The organism is Palleniella intestinalis (assembly GCF_013166595.1).
Lineage (GTDB): Bacteria > Bacteroidota > Bacteroidia > Bacteroidales > Bacteroidaceae > Prevotella > Prevotella intestinalis.
In genome coordinates this window covers 280480-304609 of sequence record NZ_JABKKG010000003.1, presented here as the reverse complement: position 1 = coordinate 304609, position 24130 = coordinate 280480, and the positions used below count along the sequence as shown (strand labels likewise).

Here is a 24130-nt window from a genome sequence, read left to right as displayed (position 1 = left end):
TGAGTAAGCTCCACAGTACCTTGCAGTGTGTTTAGCGAACACAATTATAATCACTTCATCAGCAAAGACTTAATGTAACCTTCCTGCGGCATACAGTTCTTGCATTTTGCATTGTTGATGAACTCTTTCAGCAGGGTGCGTGCCTTCGCCTGGTCAGGACGAGCCTCACGAATCTTCTGGAACGTGGAGCGGTCTGCCTCCGAGAACTTGACAATTATCTCATTCCAGCCTTCCGGACGCTTAATGCCCATAAAGCAAGAGTTGTCCACCTTCTTGTAAGGCCAAAATGTATAACCGATGTTATTGTCCTTCATCACACGCACAAAGCTCTCCTGCCACTCATCAGTGTTGTGGCCTATCTCGCCCATGTACATAGGCAGACCTGTCTTGTCACGGAAATCGATATAATCTTTTATAGCCGCTGCGGTGGCATCACCTCCATAACGGTGGCAGGTGTACATTATATTATTGTCGAAATTCCAGTCGGTGAACATGAAGAAATCGCTGTTCCAGCGTGCCCCACCGAGGAGGATAACATGGTTTGTGTCCACCTCACGGATTGCTTTCACCGCACGTTTATACAGTGGTTCGAGCTTTGCGTTAAGTTCATCCTTATTTTCGAAGAAATGGGCAATAGGCTCATTCATAAGCTCATAGCCAAGGATTACAGGCTCATCCTTATAACGGTTGGCGATGCGCTGCCATATTTCGCAGAACAGTTGCTGGCTGCGCTCACTCTCAAATATCCACGGATAGCCGTAGCTGTCGTCAATGTTGTCGCCCGTCTGTCCTCCCGGAGTGTCGTGCATGTCAAGGATGAGGTAGAGACCGTCAGCCCTGCACCATTCCACGACCTTGTCGATTATCGCAAAACCGTCCTGATTGGATGTCTTGCCCATATAGTCCTCATCGGTGAACAGCTTGTAGTGGAACGGCAGACGGATGGTGTTGGCACCTGTTGAAGCAATGAAGTCGATGTCCGCCTTCGTGATATAGTTTTCCTTAAACTCTGTCCAGAACTCATCGGCAGCGTCCGGCCCGACAAGCTGGCGCAACATCTGGTCAATCATCCAGACACTGTTGGTCTTTTGGAAACCGAACATATAGCCTTCCGGATTCACCCAGTTGCCAAGGTTTGTGCCTTGGATAAACAGTTTTTTGCCATTAGGCTGCACGAGGTTAACTCACTTTACTGTCACGAAACGTGACTTCTTAGCGTAACCACTCTGTGGCGTCATCACGAAGAACAACGCCAAAAGAGCGGTAACAAACAGATTTATTTTTTTCATATAGCAAAAGTCATAAATATTATAATGTAATACATAGAAATCACCCGATAACCTACCTTGTTTCCAAAGGTAACACTTCGCAACGCACAGTGGTACGGGTGCCTTGATTATTGTGTTTTACTTCTGAAACACTCTGACATAGTCCACTTCCATTGTCACCGGCAATGCGCTCTCGTCAACGCCATTCATGCCGCCCCAAGCGCCACCCCATGCGAGGTTAAGGATTATGTAGTACGGCTTGTCATAAGGCCAGTTGCGCACTCCCTTGCCGTCATTGTCGTAGCTGAGAAGACACTCGCCGTCAACATAAGTAGTGATATTGTCCTTTGTCCACTCAATGGCGTATGTATGGAACTCACCCTCAGCATTCTTAAGCATTCTTGCAGCGGTCACCTGAGTGCCGTTTGTGTGGTTGTGTCCCTCGGCATGGAGACTTGAAGAAACCTCGTTAGGAACGCATCCCACCTCTTCCATGATGTCAATCTCTCCACACTTCGGCCAGCCTTCGATAGCCCAATCGACATTGCAAGGCATCATCCAGAACGCAGGCCATGTGCCTTTTCCTTTCGGCAACTTTATGCGTGCCTCAATGTAGCCATACTTTATGCCAGGGTTCTCGCAAGCATAGATGCGTCCGGAATAGATTTTTCCGTCAGAGCCTTTGAAGCATGTTATTTTCAGTTTGCCGTCTATGAGCTCAGTAACGCGTTTTCCGTCAGCAGTGCCGTTGCGATAGTTCTGCAGTTCGTTGTTCACCCAGCCTGAGTTCTGCACCTCATGGCGCCACTCATTACTGAGCACAGAGCCTTCGTTGAATTCGTCATGCCACACCAAACGATAGCCTTCCGGAGCGTTGATGTCGCGGTCTTCGGCAGAATCCTGCTGCACATTTATTGTCGCAGTTTCCTCACCCGCTTTTATGGTAATGGTGGTCGAGCGACTTTTAAGTGCGTCATTGGCTTCGGTTGTTATCGTAAGTGTGTTGCCGTTTTGTGTAACTTTCGCCCATTCGGCAGCGCTTTCCGCTGTCCATGTTCCTGCTGCCGTAACCTCAACAGTGATGCTCTCACCGGCAGAAATGCTGAACACCTCGGTTTTTGAAACCTGCAACGGAGCTGATTGCTTCACGGGAATAACAACATTGTTGATACCAGACTTTACGGTGATGCTGCCGTCACGTGCTGCCGTAGTGCTGTTTTTCTCTATTTTCACAGTCACAGTACCGTTCTTTGATGCTGTATTGGCATTGGAGAGCTTTATCCAGTCCGTGCATGTTGTATAAGATGTCCACTCGCCACGCTCCGACGAAACATTGACAGTGTAGGTTCCACCGACGGCAGGTGCTTCGATGGATGAAACACTGCAAGTGAGGTCTCCGCCTGACAAGTCGCCACTATTGTCATCGTCACTACCACCGCAAGCGACAAGCGGAAACAGCATAGACAGGGATAACCAAAAATATTTTTTCATGTCGTTTTGATTTCAGGAGTTATTTACACCGCTTGATGTTTTTACAGATTATGGGGATACCACACATGTTGATATGCAAACATATTGATACCCCCATAAACATTGCTAACCAAATTTATGCAAACAATTCAACCTATTATTTCGGATTGTGCTTCTGAAGAATAAAGTTGCTAATCTTAATATCCACACCTGCCGGCACTCCACCGAAGTCGAACATCCATTTGGCATTGTCGATTGCTGAAGGCTCACTTACCATTTGTTTGTCCGCATTTTCGTAAGTCCTTATGGCAGAAAGTTTTGCGAAGCGGACAGTCTGCTTGCCTTTTGACAAGTCAAGTTTGCCGTTTACAAAGAGAACGTTGTCATCATCATTGGCTTGGCATATCTTCATCGTGTAACGGTCGATATTTGCGGAAGTCTCGATGTCGACTGAGATGTCATAGAACTCACCAATCTCAACACCAACAGGAACGTCATTGATGTAAGTTTGTCCCATCCATTCTGCACCACCATTGGCAACAGATGTCACTGTGTACACACCATCGGCAAAAGAGCATGTAGGGTCAGCAACCTGTGACCAACCTTCAGATGCCCACCAGAAATTCAGTGCGCCTTTGGTGTTGAATCCTACACCAAGGTTAAGAGGGTCGTCCACACCGCACCAGTTTACCTTATTAGGATCAAAAGCATCCTCTTTCACTTCATCTTCACCGTTGATAAGGATAAAGTGCCATGCTATGCCAGGCATCTGGATTGTAAGGTCGAGCTTCTTGTCCGTAAGCTTATTGATGGTGTATGTGCAAGCATTGTTGTACTGTACATCATGGGAGATATACGGGAAGAGCGTATTTGCCGGCAATACGAGACTTACCTCAGAATTTGAAGCAGGGTCATAAACCAGAGAGTAGGTAGAGGTCTGGGCAGAAACCGGAGTTGTATAGTCTTCGCTATGAGCAGGTGCACCGAGAGCAGTGACATCCTTATTTGCAAAGATAAGTCCGTCCTCACCTGGGCTGTATGTGTAAGTGCCGTCAGTAGAGAATGTGATACGGTCATCATAAATTCCGAAATCAGCCTTCTCGTCAGCTCCGGCCTTCCACCATCCTGTACCGTCAGAGCCGGATTCGCCGCAGGCAAGGTGTCCTTCGTCCTTGCTTGATATGCGCCACTCTTTTGTTCCGTCACCGCAAAGTTTTTTATAGAACTCAGAGAAGTCGAAACGTGTGGTCTCTATTGTGAATGTACCATCAATGCTTCCGTCAGAGATACCGTTCTTGTTACCTACTTTGAGGCTGTACCTGTATGTGCCGGCAATCATGACTTTCTTTTGATAACCGTTGGTGGTCTTAGTACCGTTTTCACCCTCTACTGTCCATATAGGATAATATCCCGGCGTTTTAAGGACGAAAGTGACAATATTTGTTTCCTGGTCCACTTCAGCCATATAGTCAACACCTTCAACGAGGTCGGACACAATTGGCACGCCGTTGGAATTAGCTCCATCAAAGTCGTCAGGCGAGCATGCTACGAGTGCCAATACAGTCATCAGTGCGCAACTTATATAGTTAAAAACCTTTTTCATAGTTTACTGTTTTATTTGTTTTTGTATTGCCATATATTAATAATCATTCTGTTTCAATGCTGGGTCAGAGTCAAGCTCGGCCTGATCGATAGGAATGTACTTTTTGTTAGGAGTCCATGAATTGGTACGATAGCCGTAAGCGTCCGGAACAAGTACTGTTGCCGCCTTGCCTGTACGTACAAGGTCGAAATAGCGTTTGCCTTCACCCACAAACTCGTAGTTGCGCTCCTGGATGATCAAGTCCTCATTGACTGTGGACAGTTTGCCTATGCCGGCACGCTCGCGAACCTTATTTACATAGTCCAAAGCTGTTGTGGCGTTTCCACCGGTCTTCAGGATAAGTTCGGCAGCGTTGAGCAGTGTCTCTGCATAACGATACACACGCAGGTTGTTGTTAAAGTTCAGGTTCTTGTCACCAACCGCATTTGCGTTGTTGGCATCCTGGGCACGATACTTCTTCAGCCACAAGCCTGTGTTCTGATAACGTGGCTCATAAGGTACATCGCGAAGATCCCATGCTGTAGCGTCACGACGGGTGTCTCCAGCCTCGAACATGTCGTAAGTCTCCTGCTTCATAGGGAGGAATCCCCAGCCGTCCTGTGTGAGTCCGTGCTCAGGGAAAGGCTTCATGTTTGGAGGCGAGATAAGTGTCGGGAGAACTGTACCACCGATTGCCAATGGGCTGCCCCATCCGCGCTCGTTACCGTTATCGGTATAGTTGATTTCCCAGATAGACTCCTTGCTCCATTCACCGGAAGTCTCCCAGATGGAAGCGTAATCGTCCACGAGGTCATACTGGCTGTCGGAAATGATTTTGTTCATATACTCGAGAGCCTTAGCATAACGGCTTTGGTCATTCTGATACATTACCATCTCGGCATACATCATATATATCATTGCCTGTGATACCTTGCCGGCATAAGTGTTGTCCCAACGCATAGGAAGCACATTTGATGCAATGACTTCCTCAAGTTCTCGGATAAGTTCTGCATATACCTCGTCTGCCGGAAGCTGTGGAGCGATGTAGTTGCCCTCAAGGTTTGTAAGATAAAAAGGAATGTTGCCGAAGTAGTGCCACAGGTTATTGTAGTAGTAGACACGCAGTGCGCGAGCCTGCATCTCATAGCTCTTGGCGTTTTCCGGTGTGACATCAGTGCCCCAAGGTATGTATTTCAGCACATCATTACAGCGCTTGATGCCTGAGTAGTCCACTGTCCACAGTGAGCTGAATGTCTCGTTTTCGTTTGCCTCGAAATTGAAGAGCTTGTGCCATGTGGCCATATCGCCCTTGTTTGCACCGCCAACCCAGAAGTTGTCGCCCATAACCTCTGCATCAATATTGAGTGCGTTATATTGTCCAAGTCCCCAGTCAGGCCAGTGGGTCGGGTCATAAGCAGCATACAGTGCTTCCTGAATATGCGCATCGGTAGTATAATACTCCTCCAAAGGCTCACCGCTTGGATTCTCCACCTCAAGGAAACTGTCACTACAAGCTGTTGTCAACATAACAGAGGTTGCCAACAAGCCCATTGCTATATATTTTGTTGCTTTCATGATTTTTGATTGTTAGAATGAAACATTTACACCAATAGTCCATGTACGAGCTTGCGGATATACACCACGGTCAACACCGAGTGATGTAGCACCTGAAGAGATTTCAGGGTCGAAGCCCCAGTACTTTGTCCAAGTTACGAGGTTGTCCGCCTGAACATAGACACGGAGACGGTCTATGAAGAATTTGCGTGTAATATTCTGTGGCAGAGTGTAACCGATAGAGATGTTCTTGATACGCCAGTAAGAACCGTCGCATACATAGAGGTCAGACATCAGCCAGTTCTGTGTGTCACCCGCCTTCAGGATAGGATACTTGTTGGAAGTGCCCTCACCTGTCCAACGGCCGAGCATCCATGTAGGATAGTTTCCGGCATAGATGTCTGTGCGGTATGTTCCGTCGAATACATCCGCACCTGTGACTCCCTGCATGAAGAGGTTGAAATCAAAGCCCTTCCAAGCAGCGTTGAGGTTGATACCGAATGTCCAGTCAGGTGTACCGTTACCGATGTTTGTACGGTCGTTGGTGTCAATTATGCCATTGCCATCCACATCGACAAATTTCACATCACCGGGAGCAAGGTTTGAACCGAGAGTGAAGTTTGCAAGATCACCTTTAAGTACATCATTGATGTAAGCGTCACGCTCTGCCACGTTCTGGATGATACCATCTGTCTTGTAGCCGAAGAAGAATGGGAACGGCTGTCCTACAATACCACGAGTACCACCGCCATTGATTCCGTGAACACCGTCCACATCAATGTAACCGTTTGCCTCACCGAGTTTTGTCAACTCGTTCTTAAGATAAGTGGCGTTCGCCTTTACAGAGAAGATTGCATCTGCCACATGCCACTTGTAACCAAGCTCAAACTCGAAACCGCTGTTCTTCATGTCACCTACGTTACCGATAGGCTTTGTCTCACCTACATAGCTTGGGATAGGCATTGTCATAAGCATTCCGGAGGTCTTCTTGACATAGTAGTCGGCAGTGAATGTCAAAGCGTTGTTCATGAAGCCCAAGTCGATACCTATGTCGGTCTGTACAGACTCCTCCCATTTGAGGTTGGCATTAGGCAGACCGCTTGCTTTAGAACCGTTGAACTTGATGGCGTCTTTACCAAAGAGGACGTTGTTGCCCATTGATGTCAACACTGTGTAACGGAAGTCACCAATCGCATCACTACCGTTCTTACCCCAAGAGAAGCGGAACTTCATGTTGCTGAGCCAAGAACGTGTCTTTTCCATAAACATCTCATTCATCACGTTCCATCCCACAGAGAATGATGGGAACACACCATACTTGTTGTTAGAACCGAAACGGCTTGAACCGTCACGGCGGAGAGTTCCTTGGAACATGTAACGCTCATCGTAGTTGTAGCTCACACGTCCGAAATAAGAAGAAAGAGTATGCACAACATTGTTGCCACCATAGACTCCAAACAATGCGCTTGCACCGGTGATGATCTTCTTACCATCGTCGTCCAAGACGAAATTGCCATTTGCGTCAGTCATATAGGAGTAATCTATATTACCCGTAGCGTAATCGATTGAAGGCTTGTTAGGGTTCACAAGGTCATAGCGGTTACCACCGAGGTAGTCGCTCTTGCTCTTGAATGCAGACTGTCCGAGGACTACACTAAAAGAATGCTTGCCAAAGGTCTTGTCATAAGTAAGTGTGTTTTCCACCTGCCATGTTGTTCCTTTATCCGAACGCTTCGAAGCGCCTGTGTGGTCAGCCTTATTGTTTCCAGAGAGATACCATTTTGTGGCATTGTATGACTCGTTGCCCCAGAAAGCGAGGTCGGCACTATAAGAGAAGTGGTACTTCAGGTTGCCCCAAAGCTGCACATCAAAAGCGAACTTCGGAACAAACTTATGTGACCAGTTCTGCTGTGCAGGCTTGCTCATTATGCCGATAGGGTTGTTGATTTCCTGATAAGCGCCGAAGTAGTTTGGTACAGTATAAGGATTGCCATAAGCGTCACGGATGAGTTCATAACCTGCAGAAGCCGTCTCCATTCCTTCGATGACTTCTTTTTTTGTCACAGAAAGAGGAAGTATCGGAGACATGTAGAGTGCGGAACCAAGTACAGAACCCCACTCAGTGTTCTCACTGATACCAGTATTCTTGATACGTGTATAAGCCAGACTTACGTTCAAGTCAATCTTATTCAGGAAGTTGCGCTCTTTGGAAGCGTCAAGAATCGTGTAATTGGTGTTTGAACGCATACTGAGACGATTGTAGTTGGACTGGCCGTAGTTGCCACCTACAATACCTTCCTGGTCGTAATAGCCCAAAGAGAGATAGTAGTTTATTTTCTCAGAAGCTCCGCTGATGCTTACTTCATGGTTTACAACAGGAGCATTGTCGTTGAAAACAAGGTCTTGCCAGTCTGTTCCACCACCGACAACAGCATCACCGTTAATGTCCTTAAGATTATAAGGATCAGCATAAATAGCATTCTGACCTCCGTTTACATAGAACTCGTTCTGGAGAATTGCATAATCAGTAGCGTTGGTAACATCGCGTCTCTTCGCTGCGCTCTGCCAACCATAAGAGAAATTGTAGTTGATAGCAGCCTTGCCCATCTTGCCTTTCTTTGTTGTGACAAGGATGACACCATTGGCAGCACGTGCACCATAGATAGCACCGGAAGCGGCGTCCTTCAACACTTCGATAGACTCGATGTCTGACGGGTTGAGGAAGTCAAGACCGCCTTCGATAGGCATACCGTCAACAATGTAAAGCGGGTCGGAATTATTGATTGTACCTGTACCACGGATACGTACCTTAGGAGCAGCGCCTGGCTGGCCTGATGATGATGTCACATTCACACCTGCCGCAAGTCCTTTCAGTGCGTTGTCCATACGTACAGGGCTCTTGCCTGCCAAATCCTCTGCGCTTACCTTTGCAATGGAAGCTGTGACAACACTCTTCTTCTGGACACCATAGCCGACGACAACAACCTCGTCAAGCAATGCATTGTCCTCATGAAGAACGATGCGCATGCCTTGGGAAGCCTTGACGCGCTGGGTTGCATAACCGACAAAAGACACTTCCAACTCAGCGTCCTTCTCGACATTGACGGTGAACTTTCCGTCCACATCGGTAATGGTTCCGTTGGAACTTCCCTTAAGAACAACCGAGGCACCAATGACCGGTTCGCCGAGGTTATCCACTACTGTGCCCGAGAAATTCTGTTTCTGAGCAAAGGCCGTTATTGACACAAAGAATACCAATAACGAAATTAGAAACCTTTCTTTTTTCATTTCACTTTTAGTTAATGGTTCAAAAAGTTATTTAGTTTATTTGATAGGCTTTTTATACCCGATTGCAAAGGTATTTATTTTCTTTGCAAAAAAACAGGATGCAAATAAAAAAAGTGGATTGCTTTTTACCTACCCCAATAATAAAACACTAAAAATCAACAAAATAAAGCAAACACCGTTATACAAAAAAGTGGATAATGTATAGTGGTTTTTATAACACTTATAATAGGAAAAGTATTGCTTTTCGCCAGTACTTGGTAAAAAAATCCTGCATATCCTTGTGTAGAATATATGCTAATGAACATCAAAAAGTGTTGGTAAAGGCACACTCCTTTATGCCTGAAATATAATCAGCACTAATCTGTGATATGTAGGTGGGATAATTATAGGAAACATAAAGGAGTGTGGTTCCACCACACAAGTTATTGGTGCACCTTTAGGACCGCACGGCTGAAGCCGGTGGTTACCATGAGGATTGTGGCTCCGCCACATTTATTAGCGAAACAACTTTCATTATCGTCTAATAAAGTTTGCAATACAGTAAGATACGAATTACAATAACACTACGCATGCTTACCATATAATAAGGTGCAGATTATAGTAACGCCATGTATACTTACTATATAGTCAAATATAGATTACAAATAACACTACACATGCTTACTATATAATAAGGTGAGATTATAGTAACACAATATATACTTGCTATATAATCAAATACAGATTACAAATAACGCTGCGCATGGGATTGCCCCACACCAATAATCATTATTCCTATGCTCCCGTGCCTATTTCCTTCACATGTTTCTCAAAGTTCTCACGGTCGGCTATCGCACCATTCTTTATCCTTGCGCGATAATTGTAGATTGTGTTCACTGAATAATGCAGGAACTTGGCTATCTTTGAACTGTCCTCTATGCCAAGGCGTATCAAGGCAAAGATGCGGATTACAGTGTTGAGCTTGCCTTCTTCGGGAAGGATGATGCGCTCCTCCTCACGCAGAAGACTGTTGAACTGCTCAACGAAATCAGGATAAAGGTGGAGGAAAGTCTTGTCAAAACTCTCGTACAGCTGCTCCAGCTCATGAGCCTTGAAGTTGTCTGAGCGCACCAACTTGTACAAATCATCAAACTCACGGTTCTTCGCCAGCTTCTCAAGACGCTTGCGGAAAGTCTCAAACTTGTCGATGTACAGAGAGCACTGCCGCAGGAAAATGCCCAGATACATCTCCTTTGCCCTGTTGGACTCATTGAGCTGCACATTGGCACTGCCCATTTTCAGGTTCACAGAGGACAGGCGGTCGTTCGCCTCACGCAACTGTCCGACAACCTCCGACAGTTTCTTGTTCTTCTCGTCCAACTCATTACGCGCCTGCCTGAGACTGTTCCTCTGGCGCATCACGTAGAACAGCATGGCAAGGAACAGCAATGACATCACGCTGACAAGCACTATCGACAACGTCAGTTTGCTGTTTGTGCTGTCCAACTCATCCTGATAGTTCTTGTCAACAGTGGAAAGAACCGGTGCTATCTGCCAGCTGCGCATCTTTGTACCGTACTTGTTGGCACAGTCCCAAGCATAACTTATGTACCTGTACGAACGGCTTATGTCGCCTTCCGCCATGAGAAGGTTTGCCAACTCCCACATAGCGCCTTGGTCTCTCACCGCATGCTTGACATCGGCAACAGCCGACTTGGCCAGCCAATATTTTGCCTTCTCGATGTCACCCTTGCTCTTGTAACCAATATAGCGATAAAAGGCGATGATGGCAAACTCCCTGCTGTCGGTGCGAATCTGTGAGAGTCGCTCGTCATTGATCTTCAATCCTTCGGCGACCTTGTGCTGATTATACATCTTTATTTCCTTACACTGCAGAAAGAAATCATCAAACAACGAATTTGCAAAAGCCTCCTGCATCTTCTCGTTGGCTTCCTTCGACTTCCTGCCATAGACGGAACGCAGGGCAGGAACCTGAGTGTAAAACGCCATTTCCGAATAAAGATAGGTGGCTGTCATGTAGTATTTCTTCTGTCCCACCCCCTCCAATTCATCTACGTTAATCCTGCTGAGAATCAAGTCAGCCTCAGCATACATGCCAGTTGACGCACATTGGTAAGCAAGGAGAGCCAGACATTCGCCCTCACGCGCCTTGTCGCCCATCTTCCCTGCCAGTTCAGCACATTTTTCTATATACACCAACGCGGAGTCGTTCTGATATGACTTGTATTTCTCAAACAGCTCATAAAGGCACTCACTGCGCAATTTATCGTCCTTTGCGCGAGCCAGTTCCTTACGCAACTCGCTGATTTTCTCCTCATGCTGCTCTACATAGTCAGGCCATTTCAGCAACACACCGTCAAGTTCAACCAACACGGAATCAACGTTCCTGCCGGCAGCCGAGAGTGCGGAGCACAATAAAACAATTATAAAGAATACAAGACGTTTGAGCGTTTCCATGGTGTAGTTAGCTTGCGGATTATTAAGGTTTGATTACAAAATTAATGTTTTTTCTGAAAACATGCAAATAAATATGGTTTTATTTTTTCACGAAAAGGATTTTTGTGGTAAATGGTATCTGTATATTCCTGATTACATTTACTCGCGAACCTTAATGATAAGGCAAACACATATCACAGACGGCGACTATACGAAATTATCAATTTGCAAGCAAAATCAAATATTTAACAACAAAATGCAATATATTTCATTCCTCAACCGAATCACAAAATCTAACAGGTGTTAAAACACAGTTAATATAACCAAAGGTAACACTTTATCATGCGAAGTGTTACCTTTCACTAAGTCAAACGTTACCTTTTGCATAACGAAGTGTTACCTTTCATAATGTCATCTGCCATAGATTCGGTTTCAAGTCTATAATCCACTTGTCCATAGTCAATATAAGCAGTATGATTGACACTCATTTTTTGCCTGAATCAGGATTTTTTAGTAATTTTGCATTCCAAAAATAAACTTTTAATGTCAGAAAGCATCTAAAAAGGTATGCAACGATTTACAACACTCATTTTTTTATGTCTATGCGCCATTGTGATGGCAGCGCAAGGAACGGTAAAAGGTACCGTAGTAGAGGATTCGTCAGGAGAAGCCCTGTCGTATGTAAACATCAAGATAACGAAGCCGGGACAGACTGCTGTTGTCAAAGGCGGCCTGACTGATATGGAAGGACATTTTGAACTCTCAGGACTGCAGTTCGGAACGTATGATGTGCAGATTTCATTCGTCGGTTACAAGACTGTGACAAAGTCGGTGACTATCAAGAAAGAGAAGCCGATAGTCTATATGGGCAAGATTCTGTTCTTTGAGGATGCCCACCAGATTGGAGAAGTGACGGTCGTAGGACAGAAGTCTGCCGTCAAACTGGAGGTGGACCGCAAGTCCTACGATGTCTCCAACGACCTCGCCAATGTCGGTGCGAGTGCGTCAGAGGCTTTGGAGAACATCCCTTCCGTGGAGGTTGACCAGGACGGAAACATCTCTCTGCGTGGCAGCACGAGTGTGGAAGTGTGGATTAACGGCAAGAGCAGCGGACTGACTTCCGACAACCGTGGTACGATACTTCAGCAGATTCCTGCCGAAAGCATTGACCGCATCGAGGTAATCGACAACCCTTCGGCGAAATTCTCGGCGGAAGGAAGCTCCGGAATCATCAATATTATCCTGAAACGTGACCGCAAAGCGGGCTACTATGGATCAGTGCAGGCGGGCGGAAACACTGCCGGCGGTGCCAACACAAGTGTCAACATAAACATGAACTCAAAGTGGATTGACGCTTATGCAAGCATCGGCTACCGCCACCATGAGGACGAGAGCGGCTCTGTCTCTGAGCAGGACATCTTCAGCAATGGAGCATTGGCATCGTACCAGAACTCACGCACCGTATCCAACCGTCGCGGAAACAACCTCTTCACACGCGCCGGAGTGACATTCCATGCCACTGCAAAGGATGATTTCACCATTGGCGGAATGCTTATGCACGGAGGGAACAACAGCAGTTCCAACACACCTTATTATTATGGCACATACACAGGAGCAAACAAACTTGCGCCTGTACAGACTCATATCCTTACCCGTCAGACCACAGGAAGGGGCAAAATGGACATGCTGCATTATGAGTTCGGCTACCGTCATAACTTCACCGACAGGCATTATCTTGACTTCAACATAAGCCGTGGCTCATGGGATGCTGACAATGACAACTGGTATCAGGACCGAACTGTCTATGACAATGGCGACGATGACAAGGAAAGCTATCAGTACCGCCCGATGTTTGTCCGCTCAAACCATACCGACGTGAAGCTGGATTATGAGAATCCTATCTCTGAAAAGTTCATGCTTCAGGCGGGATACAACGCAATGTTCAGCCGTGAGAACACACCGCAAGAGTCTTGGAGTTCAGACAATTACGACGGCACAGACGCTATCATCGACGAGGCTTTCTACAACAGGTTCAAGTACAACATGGACTCCCACTCGCTTTATGCCACAGCAACGATGAAGTTCGGCAAGTTCGGAGTAATGGCAGGTCTGCGAGGCGAATATTGGAAAGTGCACACAGAGAGCTACGACTACGGTCAGGAGTTTCTCGGAAAGGAGAAGAATCCGGCTTACAACAAGGATTTCTTCAAACTGTTCCCAAGCCTCTTCCTCTCCTACCAGTTCACGGAGAACGACCAGCTGCAGCTTAATGTGACACGCCGTCTGCGCCGCCCATGGGGAGGAGAACTCAACTCATTCATGGACACACGTTCCGCTACAAGCGTCTCTTTCGGTAATCCGGAACTGACACCTGAGTACAGCAACTCATTCCAGCTGAACTATCTGAAGACATTCTCCAACCATTCGTTCCTCATCTCGGCATACTACCGCCCGACAACGGATGTCATACAGCGCGTAAGATACATGATTGACGGTGACAACCGCACATTCTCGACAAGCATGAACCTCAGCGAGAGCGTCAACTCAGGACTTGAACTGACTCTCAAAAACAAGTTCTTCCGCATCCTCGACCTCACAACCACCGCAAGTGCGTTCTACTACAAGCTTGACGGATTTGACTATGAGCTTCTTGACCCGCTCATGGGCAAGACGGTGCACGTGACAGGAGAGAGTGACAGCCGTTTCTCTTGGAACGCGAGAATACAGGCAAGCGTAATCCTGCCATGGGACTTCTCCGTGCAGGTTAAAGGAAACTACCGTTCACGCAGTGTCATTACGCAAGGTTACAGAAAACCGGGCTACGGCATAGACCTCGGCATACGCAAGAGTTTCATGGACAAGAAACTCACCGTAGCACTGAACTGCCGCGACTTGCTTGACTCACGCCGCAGGAAGAGCGTCACCGAAAGCGAGACATTCCAACAGTACAGCGAGAACTGGAGACATGCCCGCAAGTTCAATCTCACCGTCACATGGTCCTTCGGTAACAACAATGCCAAGAAGAAACCGGGAATGGACCATCGCCAGGATAATGATGACGATGCCGCCGGCTCATACGGCGGAGGCGGCGAGGATTAAGCCGTGGAAGCAGACTGTGCTCTGCTAAATAATTGAAAAAATCACACAAAAACCTTTGTATTTTGAGGGCTTATGCGTAATTTTGCAGAAACTATGCAAAAGAGCGTAAGCTCTCAAAACATATATAAACGAATACATACATTATAAAAAGACAAGAAAATGAGATCAAGAACAGCGAACTGGTTTGAAACCAAGATACGTTACGAGAAGATGATGGAGAACGGCCAGCAGAAAATGGTGACAGAGCTTTATGTCGTTGACGCACTTTCATTTACTGAGGCAGAAGCAGCTATCATAGAAGAAATGTCAAGCTACATCAGCGGAGATTTCAAAGTGACAGGCATATCACAGGCAGGATACGGAGAAATCATGTTCTCTGACGCTGATACTGACGACAAATTCTTCAAAGTAAAGCTGAAATTCATCACTATCGACGAGAAGACACAAAAGGAGAAGCTCTCTCCTGTGACTTATCTTGTGCAGGCTCACACACTGCAGCAGGCTGTGAAATATGTTGAAGACGTAATGGGCGGAACAGCCATTGACTACATCTTCGCAGCCATTCAGGACACTTCTATCATGGACATCTTTGAGCACAACGCTGCAAAGAAGCAGGAAGTGAACGACAAACCTGAGTACGAACAGTAAACACAATGCGGTTGTCTCACGCCGGAATCATCGTGGGACAACCGACAATTCATAATTTCCAACAAGTTCTGATGATAAAGGATAGATTGCATAACGTCCTTGACAGCCTTGCACCGGGCTGCCGCCTTGTGGCTGTAAGCAAATACCACCCCGCAGAGGCGATACTTGCCTGCTATGAGGAGGGACAGCGTGTGTTCGGCGAAAGCCATGAACAGGAAATCAGACGGAAACATGAACTGCTGCCGAAAGACATCGAGTGGCACTTTATAGGACATCTTCAGACCAATAAGGTCAAGTATATCGCGCCGTACATAGACATGGTGGAGGCATGCGACTCTGCCAAACTGCTTAGAGAGATTGAGAAGCAGGCTGCAAAAAACAACCGCATAATAAAGGTTTTGCTTGAGCTTCACATTGCTGAAGAGGAGTCAAAATACGGCTTTTCCCTCGAAGACTGCCGACGGTTTCTTGCCGACGGCGAATGGCGCAGTATGGAACATGTGCAAATCTGCGGACTGATGATGATGGCATCCAACACCGATGACGAAGACCGGATACGCTCTGAGTTTACTGAGGCAGCAGACTTTTTTGACGAGGTCAAGAACGCTTATTTCGCCGATGATGAGAATTTCCGCGAGCGTTCATGGGGAATGTCCTCGGATTTCAAGATTGCCATGCAGTGCCGTTCCACCATGGTGCGTGTCGGAACGTATATTTTCGGTGAGCGACAATACTAAAAGTTATGCGGACAATGTGGCATGAGACGATAGCAACTTAGCATGTTGCCTGATTATTGTATGCCGGGTGTTAAAAAAAAATAATATACCGCACTTGCGTTTTTGATTTCTTGTGTTTTTTCAAATAATTTGCTATTTTTGCATATAAAATACAAACGAATAGCTTATGATGAAATACATATACTCCATTCTCTTCGCTTTGACCATGACTGTCGTTGTGCCTGAGTGCGCAATGGCTAATGTGGAAATCATCGAGCAAGAACAGCAACCGGTTGTCTCCGTGACGAACGAGTCAACGATTCATGTTGCCAATGCTAACGGACAGATGCTGTATGTGTATAATGTGGCAGGTGTACGCGTGAAAAGCTTTGTTGTCGACGGACACGACCGCCACTATGACCTCAACCTCCCTAAAGGCTGCTATATAATAAAGGTGGGAAAGACAGTCAGAAAAATATCCATAAAATAAACCGCAAAAAACTTTTGTTTTGCATTTCCGGCAGGGAACAGAAATGTGCATCCCTGCTTGTGGCGAGAAGTTTCACCTTGACAGATGGAACAATCAAGAAAAGAATTCGAGCAGATAGTTGGCCAATACGGTGAAAAACTGTATTGGCAAATTCGTCGTATGGTGCTTAGCCATGACGACGCTAACGACGTTCTACAAAATACATTCATCAAGGCTTGGAACGGACTGCCACAATTCGAAGGAAGATCAAGCCTTTCGTCATGGCTGTACAGGATAGCAATCAATGAAGCACTCGAGTTCCTGAGAAAAAAGAAACAGTTTTACTCACTCTCAGATGAGGGCAGCGAAGAATGCTCTATCGCATCAAGGCTCATGGCTGACGAATATTTTGACGGTGACGAGACAGCCGCAAGACTACAGCAAGCAATAGGAGAACTGCCTCACATGCAGAAACTTGTGTTCCAGCTTAAATATTTTGAAAACAAGAAATATTCAGAGATAAGCGAGATTCTCGGCAAGTCAGAAGGAGCACTGAAAGCCAGCTACCACATTGCAGTAAAGAAAATCTCAGCATTTTTCGAGCAGTACGATTAAACCTTTTCCTGCTTTTGTCATCTTATCCTTAAAAGAACAACTGTCAAAACATGTATATTATGAACGACAAGGGTATTAACATAAAGGAGCATTTCAAAGTGCCGGAAGGATACTTTGAGAATCTGTCTTCGTCAATAATGGCAAAGATTCCGGAGCAGAGTGAAGAGCCATTGCAAGTCACAAAGCATCCTATCGCAGTCTCAAAAACGAAGTCCCGACTCACATATTATGCCGCATCCATCGCTGCTTCGCTGCTTATTGCCGTTGTCGCAGTGACAATGCACAATGACTCACAGTACGACAAGCATCTGGCAGAGGCAGAGATTGGGAAATCTGCAGAGCAGTATGCTTACACTGTTGACGAGGCTGCCGACTACGTAATGTTTGACAGTCAGGACATTCACGACATGCTAAACGAATGAACACAACCCTAAACGTACATTCCAAAAAGCGACAACACATGAACAGATTCATTCATCTTATACTGTTACTCTCCTTGACAATGGTAACAGCAATGGCGAATTGCCAGAAATTCGACAAAGAGTCATACAGAAAGGAACACCGCCAATTTGTCACCCGTGAGGCAAAACTGACGCAAGAAGAGGCGAAAAAATTCTTTGCCATATACGATGAGATGCGCGCAAAAGAGCGCGAACTCTTCAAGCAGAGCCACAAACAGAAAAGACATCGCCCGACAACCGAAAGCGAATGCCGCAAGGCTATCATAGAAGGCGACAAACTTGACATCCAAAGAAAGCAGCTGCAACAGAAGTACCACTTGCGCATGCTTAAGGAGTTGCCTGCAACAAAAGTCATGGAAGCATTGCATCAGTCTGACAAATTTGACAAAATAAAGTTCAGGCAGATGAGCCGGGAACGTAAAAACCCAAAAGACACAAAAAGAAACAACAAATAAGCCCAACGCCAATCAAGGCGTTTTCCAAACAACAATAAGACAAAGAAAGGCCTTTATTTGCAAAGATGATACAACAATATCTCTTAATATTAAGTCTTTAAACGCCTATAAATAGTTAAAAAAAAATAATTATCAGGCACATCATACCAAGACATACTGTGTATCTGCATAATTCTTACTAACTTTGCATTTGGTTTGTGCAAACAGGGCATGTCATGCATACCCATGAGCGCACCATCTATACATATAATTAATTAATAAACATTCAATCTATTATGATGAATCAGTACGAGACTGTCTTCATTCTTACTCCCGTTTTGTCTGACGAACAGGCAAAGGAGACAGTTGCAAAATTCACAACACTGCTCAAGAACAACGGAGCAGAAATCGTGAACGAGGAGAACTGGGGACTCAAGAAGATGGCTTACGCTATCGACAAGAAGTCTACAGGTTTCTACAACCTCGTTGAGTTCAAGGCTGAGCCTGAGGTAATCGCTACTCTTGAGACAGGTTTCCGCCGTGATGAAAAAGTAATCCGCTTTATGACTGTCAAACTTGACAAGTATGCAGCACAGTATGCTGAGAAGCGTCGTAACAAACTTTCAAACAAGGAGGCATAATCATGGCAGAGCAGTCAGAAATCAGATATCTTACCGCCCCAACAATTGACGTTAAGAAAAAGAAGTATTGCCGTTTCAAGAAGAGCGGTATCAAGTATATCGACTATAAGGATCCTGAGTTCCTCAAGAAGTTCCTGAACGAGCAGGGCAAGATTCTCCCACGCCGTATCACAGGTACATCTCTGAAGTATCAGCGTCGTGTGGCTACAGCTATCAAGCGTTGCCGCCAGATTGCACTCCTTCCTTATGTAACAGATATGATGAAGTAATAAAAACTGGAGGACTACAATAATGGAAATCATTCTGAAAGAAGATGTTATCGGTCTTGGATACAAGAACGATATCGTGGAAGTGAAGTCAGGTTACGGCCGTAACTACCTCATCCCACAAGGCAAAGCTATCATTGCTTCTCCTTCAGCAAAGAAAGTTCTCGCTGAGAACCTCAAGCAGCAGGCTCACAAACTCGCTGCTATTCTCGCAAAGGCAGAGGAAGAGGCAGCTAAGTTCAACGGTGCTTCTGTAACAGTAGAAGGCAAAGTTTCTACTACAGGTGCTCTCTACGGTTCTGTCACAGCTGCAACAGTTGCTGCCGAGCTTGCTAAGCAGGGTCTTGAGATTGACCGCAAGCGTGTCATCATGAAGGACATCAAGTTCGTTGGCGAGTATGCTGCAACACTTGTTTTCCACAAGGAAGTCAAAGTTGAGATTCCTGTGACAGTCATCGCTGAAGGCGAGACAGCTCCTGTAAAGGAAGAGGCTCCTGTTGCAGAAACAGAGGCTGAGGCTACAGAAACTCCTGCAGAGGAAGTTGCAGAGTAATCCTTTTGCACCAAAAGCAAAATCTTAATATAAAAAGTTCCTTACAGCCTGTCTGTTTGGGACTTTTTTTGTAAATACCAATAATCATCACACAACATATTATATAGATATAAATATGAAAGCATTTGTATTCCCCGGTCAAGGCGCCCAGTTCTCAGGAATGGGCAAGGAACTGTATGACAACAATCCTAAAGCAAAGGAACTTTTCGATAAGGCTAACGAAATCCTCGGTTTTGAAATCACAAAGGTGATGTTTGAAGGAACAGCAGAGGAACTTAAGCAGACAAAGGTGACACAACCAGCAGTCTTCCTCCACTCTGTAATCTCAGCAATATGCCTCGGTGATCAGTTTGACGCAGAAATGGTTGCAGGTCACTCTCTCGGTGAGTTCTCTGCCCTTGTAGCAGCAGGCGCACTGTCCTTTGAGGATGGCTTGAAACTTGTGTCAAAGCGTGCCATGGCTATGCAGAAGGCATGCGAAGCTGCACCTTCAACAATGGCAGCAATCATCGGACTTGAGGATGCCAAGATTGAAGAAATCTGTGCAGGAATATCAAAGGAGGGTAACATCGTTGTCCCTGCCAACTATAACAACCCGGGGCAGCTTGTAATCTCAGGAAACAAAGAGGCTATTGCCGAGGCTTGCGAACAGCTGAAAGCTGCCGGTGCAAAACGCGCCCTTCCACTTCCTGTAGGCGGAGCGTTCCACTCCCCTCTTATGCAGCCTGCAAAGGATGAGCTTCAGGCAGCTATCGAAGCAACTGAGTTCCGGACACCAAAAGTTCCTGTTTACCAGAATGTTGACGCAAAGGCACACACTAACCCTGCTGAAATCAAGGAGAACCTTATCGCACAGCTCACAGCTCCTGTAAAATGGACTTATGAAGTACAGCAGATGATTGCTGATGGCGCAACGGATTTCGTGGAGTGCGGCCCTGGTAAAGCTCTTCAGGGAATGATTGCAAAAATTGCGAAAGGCAATGATGCAGTGACAATCTCCGGTATTGCATAAGTAACTGTTGGAAATCAATCAGCAGTTACTTAATATCAGCATTCACCATCAATTGTATAAATGGAAAAAATCATAATATATCAGATGTTCACCCGCTTGTTTGGCAACAAGAATGTCAACAGGCGGGTGAACGCATCTATAGCAGAGAACGGTGTTGGCAAATTCAATGATATTGACCTCACCGCACTCCGACGCATCAGAAAACTTGGATGCACGCATGTATGGTTCACAGGAGTCATACGCCACGGCACTGCCACCGATTACACTCAGTACGGTATTCCGAAGAATCATCCGGCAATCATAAAAGGCAAGGCGGGCTCCCCATATGCGATAGTTGACTACTACGATGTCGACCCGGACATGGCAACGGACGTAACAAAACGTATGGATGAGTATGAACAACTCATTGCAAGAGCACACAAAGCAGGACTGAAAGTCATCATGGACTTTGTGCCTAACCACGTTGCCCGCGAATATCACTCCATCTGCTGTCCTGAAGGCGTGAAGTACCTTGGTGCCGATGACAACAAGGACTGGCATTTCTCCGTCAAGAACAATTTCTACTATTGCTGGGGACAAGACTTCAATCCGGGGTTTGACACATCCCATGACAGTGACGGCAACACCATAGAGCCATACACAGAGCAGCCTGCAAAAGCAACAGGCAATGATGTGTTCTCTGCACAACCGGGAAAGAACGACTGGTACGAGACTGTCAAACTCAATTATGGCATAGACTACTGTGACGCAGGAGGACGCTCCGAACATTTCACTGACGAAGAAGGAAACGTGCCTGACACATGGTTCAAGATGACACAGATCCTGATGTTCTGGGCTTCAAAAGGTGTCGACGGCTTCCGATGTGACATGGCAGAGATGGTGCCGGCAGCTTTCTGGCACTATGCCACCAATGAGGTCCGAGAGGAATATCCATGGATAAGCTTCATCGGTGAGGTCTATGACCCTAACCAATACCGCAACTACATCAGTGCAGGCTTCGATTATCTCTATGACAAGGTTGGTATGTACGACACTGTCCGCGCCATAACCTGCGGACAATGTTCCACACAGGAAATAACACACCAATGGCAAGCAACAGAGGACATCAAGGACAAGATGCTCTATTTCCTTGAAAACCATGACGAGCAGCGCATTGCGTCAGACTTCTTTGCAGGCTCTGCAGAGAAAGGCATCCCGGCACTTATCGTCTCCGCCCTACTCCGCAACAATCCTTTCATGCTCTATGCCGGTGAGGAATTTGGTGAGAAAGGCATGGACGCAGAAGGCTTCTCCGGATGTGACGGCCGCACAACAATATTCGACTATTGGTGTGTTGACACATTGCGCAAAGGCTATTACGCACGCAAGGAACTGAGCAAGGAGGAAAAAGCACTGGAGAAAATCCACTCACAGGTGCTCAACATCGCCAATTCCGAAACCTCTGTTTCTGACGGAAAGTTCTTTGACCTCATGTATGTCAACCCGCATCTGGACAAGCAATACGCCTTCATGCGTGGCAATGGCAAAGAGATACTGCTCATCACAGCGAATTTCTCTGACAGCAATGAAACAGTCGAACTCAACATCCCTGCCGCTGCGCTTGACTACCTTCGTGCAAAACGCGGCAAATACAAGGCGAAAGAGCTCCTTTCCAAGAAAGACATCTCACTGAATCTTTCCGAAGAAAAAAGCGTGAAATTCACAGTCCCTGCAAATAGTGGCGCCATACTGAAAATTGTTTTCTAAGCCAAACCCACACAAAAATGGCAAACAGGGCTTACATACAAGCAAACAAGGATTGGATTATCGCAAAATCAAAGGAGAAAGGAGTCATTCCGCTTCCTAAAGGAATATTCTACAAGGTGCTGTCCAATGGCACACCTTCCGGCAACTGTCCTTCTGTAAGAAGCATTGTCACAGTGCATTATACAGGCAGGACCATCGACGGGAAGCAATTCGACAGCAGCCGTGGCGGTGTACCTCTCGCGTGCCGTCTCTGCGACCTTATCGAAGGTTGGATAATCGCCTTGCAGCAAATGCACATCGGTGACAAATGGGAAGTCTATATCCCTGCGGAGATGGGCTACGGGAAATTCTCCCAGCCGGGCATTCCCGGAGGCTCCACTCTCATTTTTGAGATAGAGCTCTTAGGCGTTGCATAGAACGCAGAACGCGGTTTCAACATGACAAACACACTTAAAGCGACAGAGCCGTCAGCTATGGATTACTCCATAATTGACGGCTCTGTCGCTTTTGCATTACCTAACACTGATGCTTAGGATACTTGTTTATCATAAGACATACAAACAGCATCTCAATCAAACTGATAGCCCATTTTCAAGGCATACATCTTGCTCGACTTTTTCAGTTTCAAGAAAGTAATCTCGGGCAGACTGCCATCAGCATTTCTCGGTGCTATCAGCTGTTTGTAGTCTGTGGAGTTCTCGAAATCAGAAAGGTTCACGGCTATGTTCTCAGGCAGGAAAGTGTTGTTCACAAGAGTGCAACGGCTTTTGTCTATTGCAGTGTAAAGCCCTTGCCTTCCCTTCACGGCAATATTGTTCACCAACAGATGGTCATAGCCGTCAACATCCTCACCAACATCCCAAGTCACTTGGTTGACCATGCTGTAGTCATACCTGTTCAGATAGGCGGTGTTGTTCTTCCAGTCATTGCCACCAAGATGATGATTGGCATAAATGCCGTTAGACTTGTTGCTGTACGCTATGCAATTCTTGATTGTATGGCGTGGCACTTTGAAAGCTGCCGCCTGAGGTCTCTTACCATAACCTCCAGCCTTGAAACCATTACCGTCACCCGGTGTCAGAGTGTCAAAATCCTTATATCCGCTGAACAATGCCCAACAGTGGTCAATGACGACAGGCGTGCGCTGCTTTATCAAGTCAAAGCCGTCGTCACTGTTGCACCATGCACGGCATCCGCGGAAGACAATCCCTGTATAATTAGCACCGCAATGCGAACCGAATCCGTCACTGTTTCCGCCCATTCCGTCTTCCGACACAGAGTCGTAGTTGTTGTATGCATCACAGTTCAACACAAGCACATTGCTTCCTTTGTTGATGTAGACACCTATGCCCATACCGTCATGCAAAGCAAGATTCTCTATTGTTATGTCGTGGTTGCCACGGCGCACAGAGACGTTCTCACTCTGTGTATGGGTCTTGATTGTGACTTGTATTCCCGTCACATCGAAGTTCCTAAGATGCACATAATCGGCATTGATATAGAAGCCAGACACACGGCACCCTTCAGGCTTTATTGCCGAGAGGTCAAATTCCGGACGCTCACCCGGATAGCCAAAGAAACACGTGGGGTTGTCTTTCGACTTGCCGCTCTTCGTTATATCGAAAACAACTGCATAGATTTTCTCCTGCACATTTGTATAGTCGGTGATTCTATACTTTCCACCACGTATCATCAGCGTATCGCCCGCACTCATCTTTGTCTGTGCATATGGCAGCGTGGCAAATGGTGAACTGATGTCACCACTGTTACTGTCACTTCCATTGGTTGCCATGTACCATGTCTTGGCATTTGCCACATGTGACACAAGCAAGAACATCATGGCAATAATATTTCTCTTACTCATCTTTATTA

General features: G+C 46.2%; 19 protein-coding genes and 1 pseudogene. 13 read left to right on the top strand and 7 right to left on the bottom strand.

Going from position 1 to position 24130, the window contains the following annotated elements; all coding sequences use genetic code 11:
• Nucleotides 1-50: 50 nt before the first annotated feature.
• The 6 genes and pseudogenes from HPS57_RS05915 to susR all read right to left on the bottom strand — a co-directional run.
• Nucleotides 51-1181 (bottom strand): annotated as a pseudogene (locus HPS57_RS05915) (glycoside hydrolase family 5 protein); the annotation flags it as partial.
• A 225-nt stretch (nt 1182-1406) separates the two neighbouring features.
• Nucleotides 1407-2759, bottom strand: a complete 1353-nt coding sequence (locus tag HPS57_RS05910) for a family 16 glycosylhydrolase (protein WP_172181140.1) — start codon at nt 2757-2759, stop codon at nt 1407-1409.
• Nucleotides 2760-2895: 136 nt separating this feature from the next.
• The gene (locus HPS57_RS05905; protein WP_172181138.1) at nt 2896-4341 is read right to left on the bottom strand and encodes a hypothetical protein; all 1446 of its coding nucleotides are present in this window, start codon (nt 4339-4341) and stop codon (nt 2896-2898) included.
• A 36-nt stretch (nt 4342-4377) separates the two neighbouring features.
• Nucleotides 4378-5895 (bottom strand): RagB/SusD family nutrient uptake outer membrane protein, encoded by a 1518-nt coding sequence (locus tag HPS57_RS05900; RefSeq protein WP_172181136.1) that lies wholly within the window; start codon nt 5893-5895, stop codon nt 4378-4380.
• 12 nt (nt 5896-5907) lie between these two features.
• Entirely contained in the window at nt 5908-9162 is a 3255-nt protein-coding gene (locus HPS57_RS05895; RefSeq protein ID WP_172181134.1) for a SusC/RagA family TonB-linked outer membrane protein, read from the bottom strand.
• Between the two features lie 774 nt (nt 9163-9936).
• A complete protein-coding gene (gene susR / locus HPS57_RS05890; RefSeq protein ID WP_172181132.1) occupies nt 9937-11619 on the bottom strand; it encodes a SusR family glycan utilization regulator in 1683 nt (560 codons plus the stop codon).
• A 546-nt stretch (nt 11620-12165) separates the two neighbouring features.
• Here susR and HPS57_RS05885 point away from each other — a divergent pair.
• The 13 genes from HPS57_RS05885 (at nt 12166) to bamJ (ending at nt 22674) form a co-directional block, all read left to right on the top strand.
• On the top strand, nt 12166-14697 hold the full coding sequence (locus HPS57_RS05885) for a TonB-dependent receptor (protein ID WP_172181130.1): 2532 nt from the start codon (nt 12166-12168) through the stop codon (nt 14695-14697).
• A gap of 159 nt (nt 14698-14856) precedes the next feature.
• The gene (locus HPS57_RS05880) at nt 14857-15345 is read left to right on the top strand and encodes a DUF4494 domain-containing protein (RefSeq protein ID WP_172181128.1); all 489 of its coding nucleotides are present in this window, start codon (nt 14857-14859) and stop codon (nt 15343-15345) included.
• A gap of 71 nt (nt 15346-15416) precedes the next feature.
• A complete protein-coding gene (locus tag HPS57_RS05875) occupies nt 15417-16082 on the top strand; it encodes a YggS family pyridoxal phosphate-dependent enzyme (RefSeq protein WP_172181414.1) in 666 nt (221 codons plus the stop codon).
• 166 nt (nt 16083-16248) lie between these two features.
• Nucleotides 16249-16551, top strand: a complete 303-nt coding sequence (locus HPS57_RS05870; RefSeq protein WP_172181126.1) for a T9SS type A sorting domain-containing protein — start codon at nt 16249-16251, stop codon at nt 16549-16551.
• Between the two features lie 84 nt (nt 16552-16635).
• A complete protein-coding gene (locus HPS57_RS05865) occupies nt 16636-17145 on the top strand; it encodes an RNA polymerase sigma factor (RefSeq protein ID WP_172181124.1) in 510 nt (169 codons plus the stop codon).
• Nucleotides 17146-17204: 59 nt separating this feature from the next.
• A complete protein-coding gene (locus tag HPS57_RS05860) occupies nt 17205-17567 on the top strand; it encodes a hypothetical protein (RefSeq protein ID WP_172181122.1) in 363 nt (120 codons plus the stop codon).
• A gap of 38 nt (nt 17568-17605) precedes the next feature.
• Nucleotides 17606-18061, top strand: a complete 456-nt coding sequence (locus tag HPS57_RS05855; RefSeq protein ID WP_172181120.1) for a hypothetical protein — start codon at nt 17606-17608, stop codon at nt 18059-18061.
• A gap of 278 nt (nt 18062-18339) precedes the next feature.
• On the top strand, nt 18340-18681 hold the full coding sequence (rpsF, locus tag HPS57_RS05850) for a 30S ribosomal protein S6 (RefSeq protein WP_172181412.1): 342 nt from the start codon (nt 18340-18342) through the stop codon (nt 18679-18681).
• 2 nt (nt 18682-18683) lie between these two features.
• Entirely contained in the window at nt 18684-18950 is a 267-nt protein-coding gene (rpsR, locus tag HPS57_RS05845; RefSeq protein WP_135938891.1) for a 30S ribosomal protein S18, read from the top strand.
• Nucleotides 18951-18972: 22 nt separating this feature from the next.
• The gene (gene rplI, locus HPS57_RS05840; RefSeq protein WP_172181118.1) at nt 18973-19500 is read left to right on the top strand and encodes a 50S ribosomal protein L9; all 528 of its coding nucleotides are present in this window, start codon (nt 18973-18975) and stop codon (nt 19498-19500) included.
• Between the two features lie 115 nt (nt 19501-19615).
• A complete protein-coding gene (gene fabD / locus HPS57_RS05835; protein ID WP_172181116.1) occupies nt 19616-20512 on the top strand; it encodes an ACP S-malonyltransferase in 897 nt (298 codons plus the stop codon).
• Between the two features lie 60 nt (nt 20513-20572).
• A complete protein-coding gene (locus HPS57_RS05830) occupies nt 20573-22258 on the top strand; it encodes an alpha-amylase family glycosyl hydrolase (RefSeq protein WP_172181114.1) in 1686 nt (561 codons plus the stop codon).
• A 17-nt stretch (nt 22259-22275) separates the two neighbouring features.
• Nucleotides 22276-22674 (top strand): BamJ family beta-barrel-assembly machinery protein, encoded by a 399-nt coding sequence (bamJ, locus tag HPS57_RS05825; RefSeq protein WP_172181112.1) that lies wholly within the window; start codon nt 22276-22278, stop codon nt 22672-22674.
• A gap of 152 nt (nt 22675-22826) precedes the next feature.
• Here the strand turns inward: bamJ and HPS57_RS05820 are convergent, their stop codons facing one another.
• Nucleotides 22827-24122: a right-handed parallel beta-helix repeat-containing protein gene (locus tag HPS57_RS05820; protein ID WP_172181110.1), complete on the bottom strand. Its 1296-nt coding sequence runs from the start codon at nt 24120-24122 to the stop codon at nt 22827-22829.
• Nucleotides 24123-24130: the final 8 nt, after the last annotated feature.

Bases quoted from the DNA above. Each gene is read 5' to 3' on its own strand.
- HPS57_RS05910 (WP_172181140.1), bottom strand. From the start codon at position 2,759: ATGAAAAAATATTTTTGGTTATCCCTGTCTATGCTGTTTCCGCTTGTC.
- HPS57_RS05905 (WP_172181138.1), bottom strand. From the start codon at position 4,341: ATGAAAAAGGTTTTTAACTATATAAGTTGCGCACTGATGACTGTATTG.
- HPS57_RS05900 (WP_172181136.1), bottom strand. From the start codon at position 5,895: ATGAAAGCAACAAAATATATAGCAATGGGCTTGTTGGCAACCTCTGTT.
- HPS57_RS05895 (WP_172181134.1), bottom strand. From the start codon at position 9,162: ATGAAAAAAGAAAGGTTTCTAATTTCGTTATTGGTATTCTTTGTGTCA.
- susR (WP_172181132.1), bottom strand. From the start codon at position 11,619: ATGGAAACGCTCAAACGTCTTGTATTCTTTATAATTGTTTTATTGTGC.
- HPS57_RS05885 (WP_172181130.1), top strand. From the start codon at position 12,166: ATGCAACGATTTACAACACTCATTTTTTTATGTCTATGCGCCATTGTG.
- HPS57_RS05880 (WP_172181128.1), top strand. From the start codon at position 14,857: ATGAGATCAAGAACAGCGAACTGGTTTGAAACCAAGATACGTTACGAG.
- HPS57_RS05875 (WP_172181414.1), top strand. From the start codon at position 15,417: ATGATAAAGGATAGATTGCATAACGTCCTTGACAGCCTTGCACCGGGC.
- HPS57_RS05870 (WP_172181126.1), top strand. From the start codon at position 16,249: ATGATGAAATACATATACTCCATTCTCTTCGCTTTGACCATGACTGTC.
- HPS57_RS05865 (WP_172181124.1), top strand. From the start codon at position 16,636: ATGGAACAATCAAGAAAAGAATTCGAGCAGATAGTTGGCCAATACGGT.
- HPS57_RS05860 (WP_172181122.1), top strand. From the start codon at position 17,205: ATGAACGACAAGGGTATTAACATAAAGGAGCATTTCAAAGTGCCGGAA.
- HPS57_RS05855 (WP_172181120.1), top strand. From the start codon at position 17,606: ATGAACAGATTCATTCATCTTATACTGTTACTCTCCTTGACAATGGTA.
- rpsF (WP_172181412.1), top strand. From the start codon at position 18,340: ATGAATCAGTACGAGACTGTCTTCATTCTTACTCCCGTTTTGTCTGAC.
- rpsR (WP_135938891.1), top strand. From the start codon at position 18,684: ATGGCAGAGCAGTCAGAAATCAGATATCTTACCGCCCCAACAATTGAC.
- rplI (WP_172181118.1), top strand. From the start codon at position 18,973: ATGGAAATCATTCTGAAAGAAGATGTTATCGGTCTTGGATACAAGAAC.
- fabD (WP_172181116.1), top strand. From the start codon at position 19,616: ATGAAAGCATTTGTATTCCCCGGTCAAGGCGCCCAGTTCTCAGGAATG.
- HPS57_RS05830 (WP_172181114.1), top strand. From the start codon at position 20,573: ATGGAAAAAATCATAATATATCAGATGTTCACCCGCTTGTTTGGCAAC.
- bamJ (WP_172181112.1), top strand. From the start codon at position 22,276: ATGGCAAACAGGGCTTACATACAAGCAAACAAGGATTGGATTATCGCA.
- HPS57_RS05820 (WP_172181110.1), bottom strand. From the start codon at position 24,122: ATGAGTAAGAGAAATATTATTGCCATGATGTTCTTGCTTGTGTCACAT.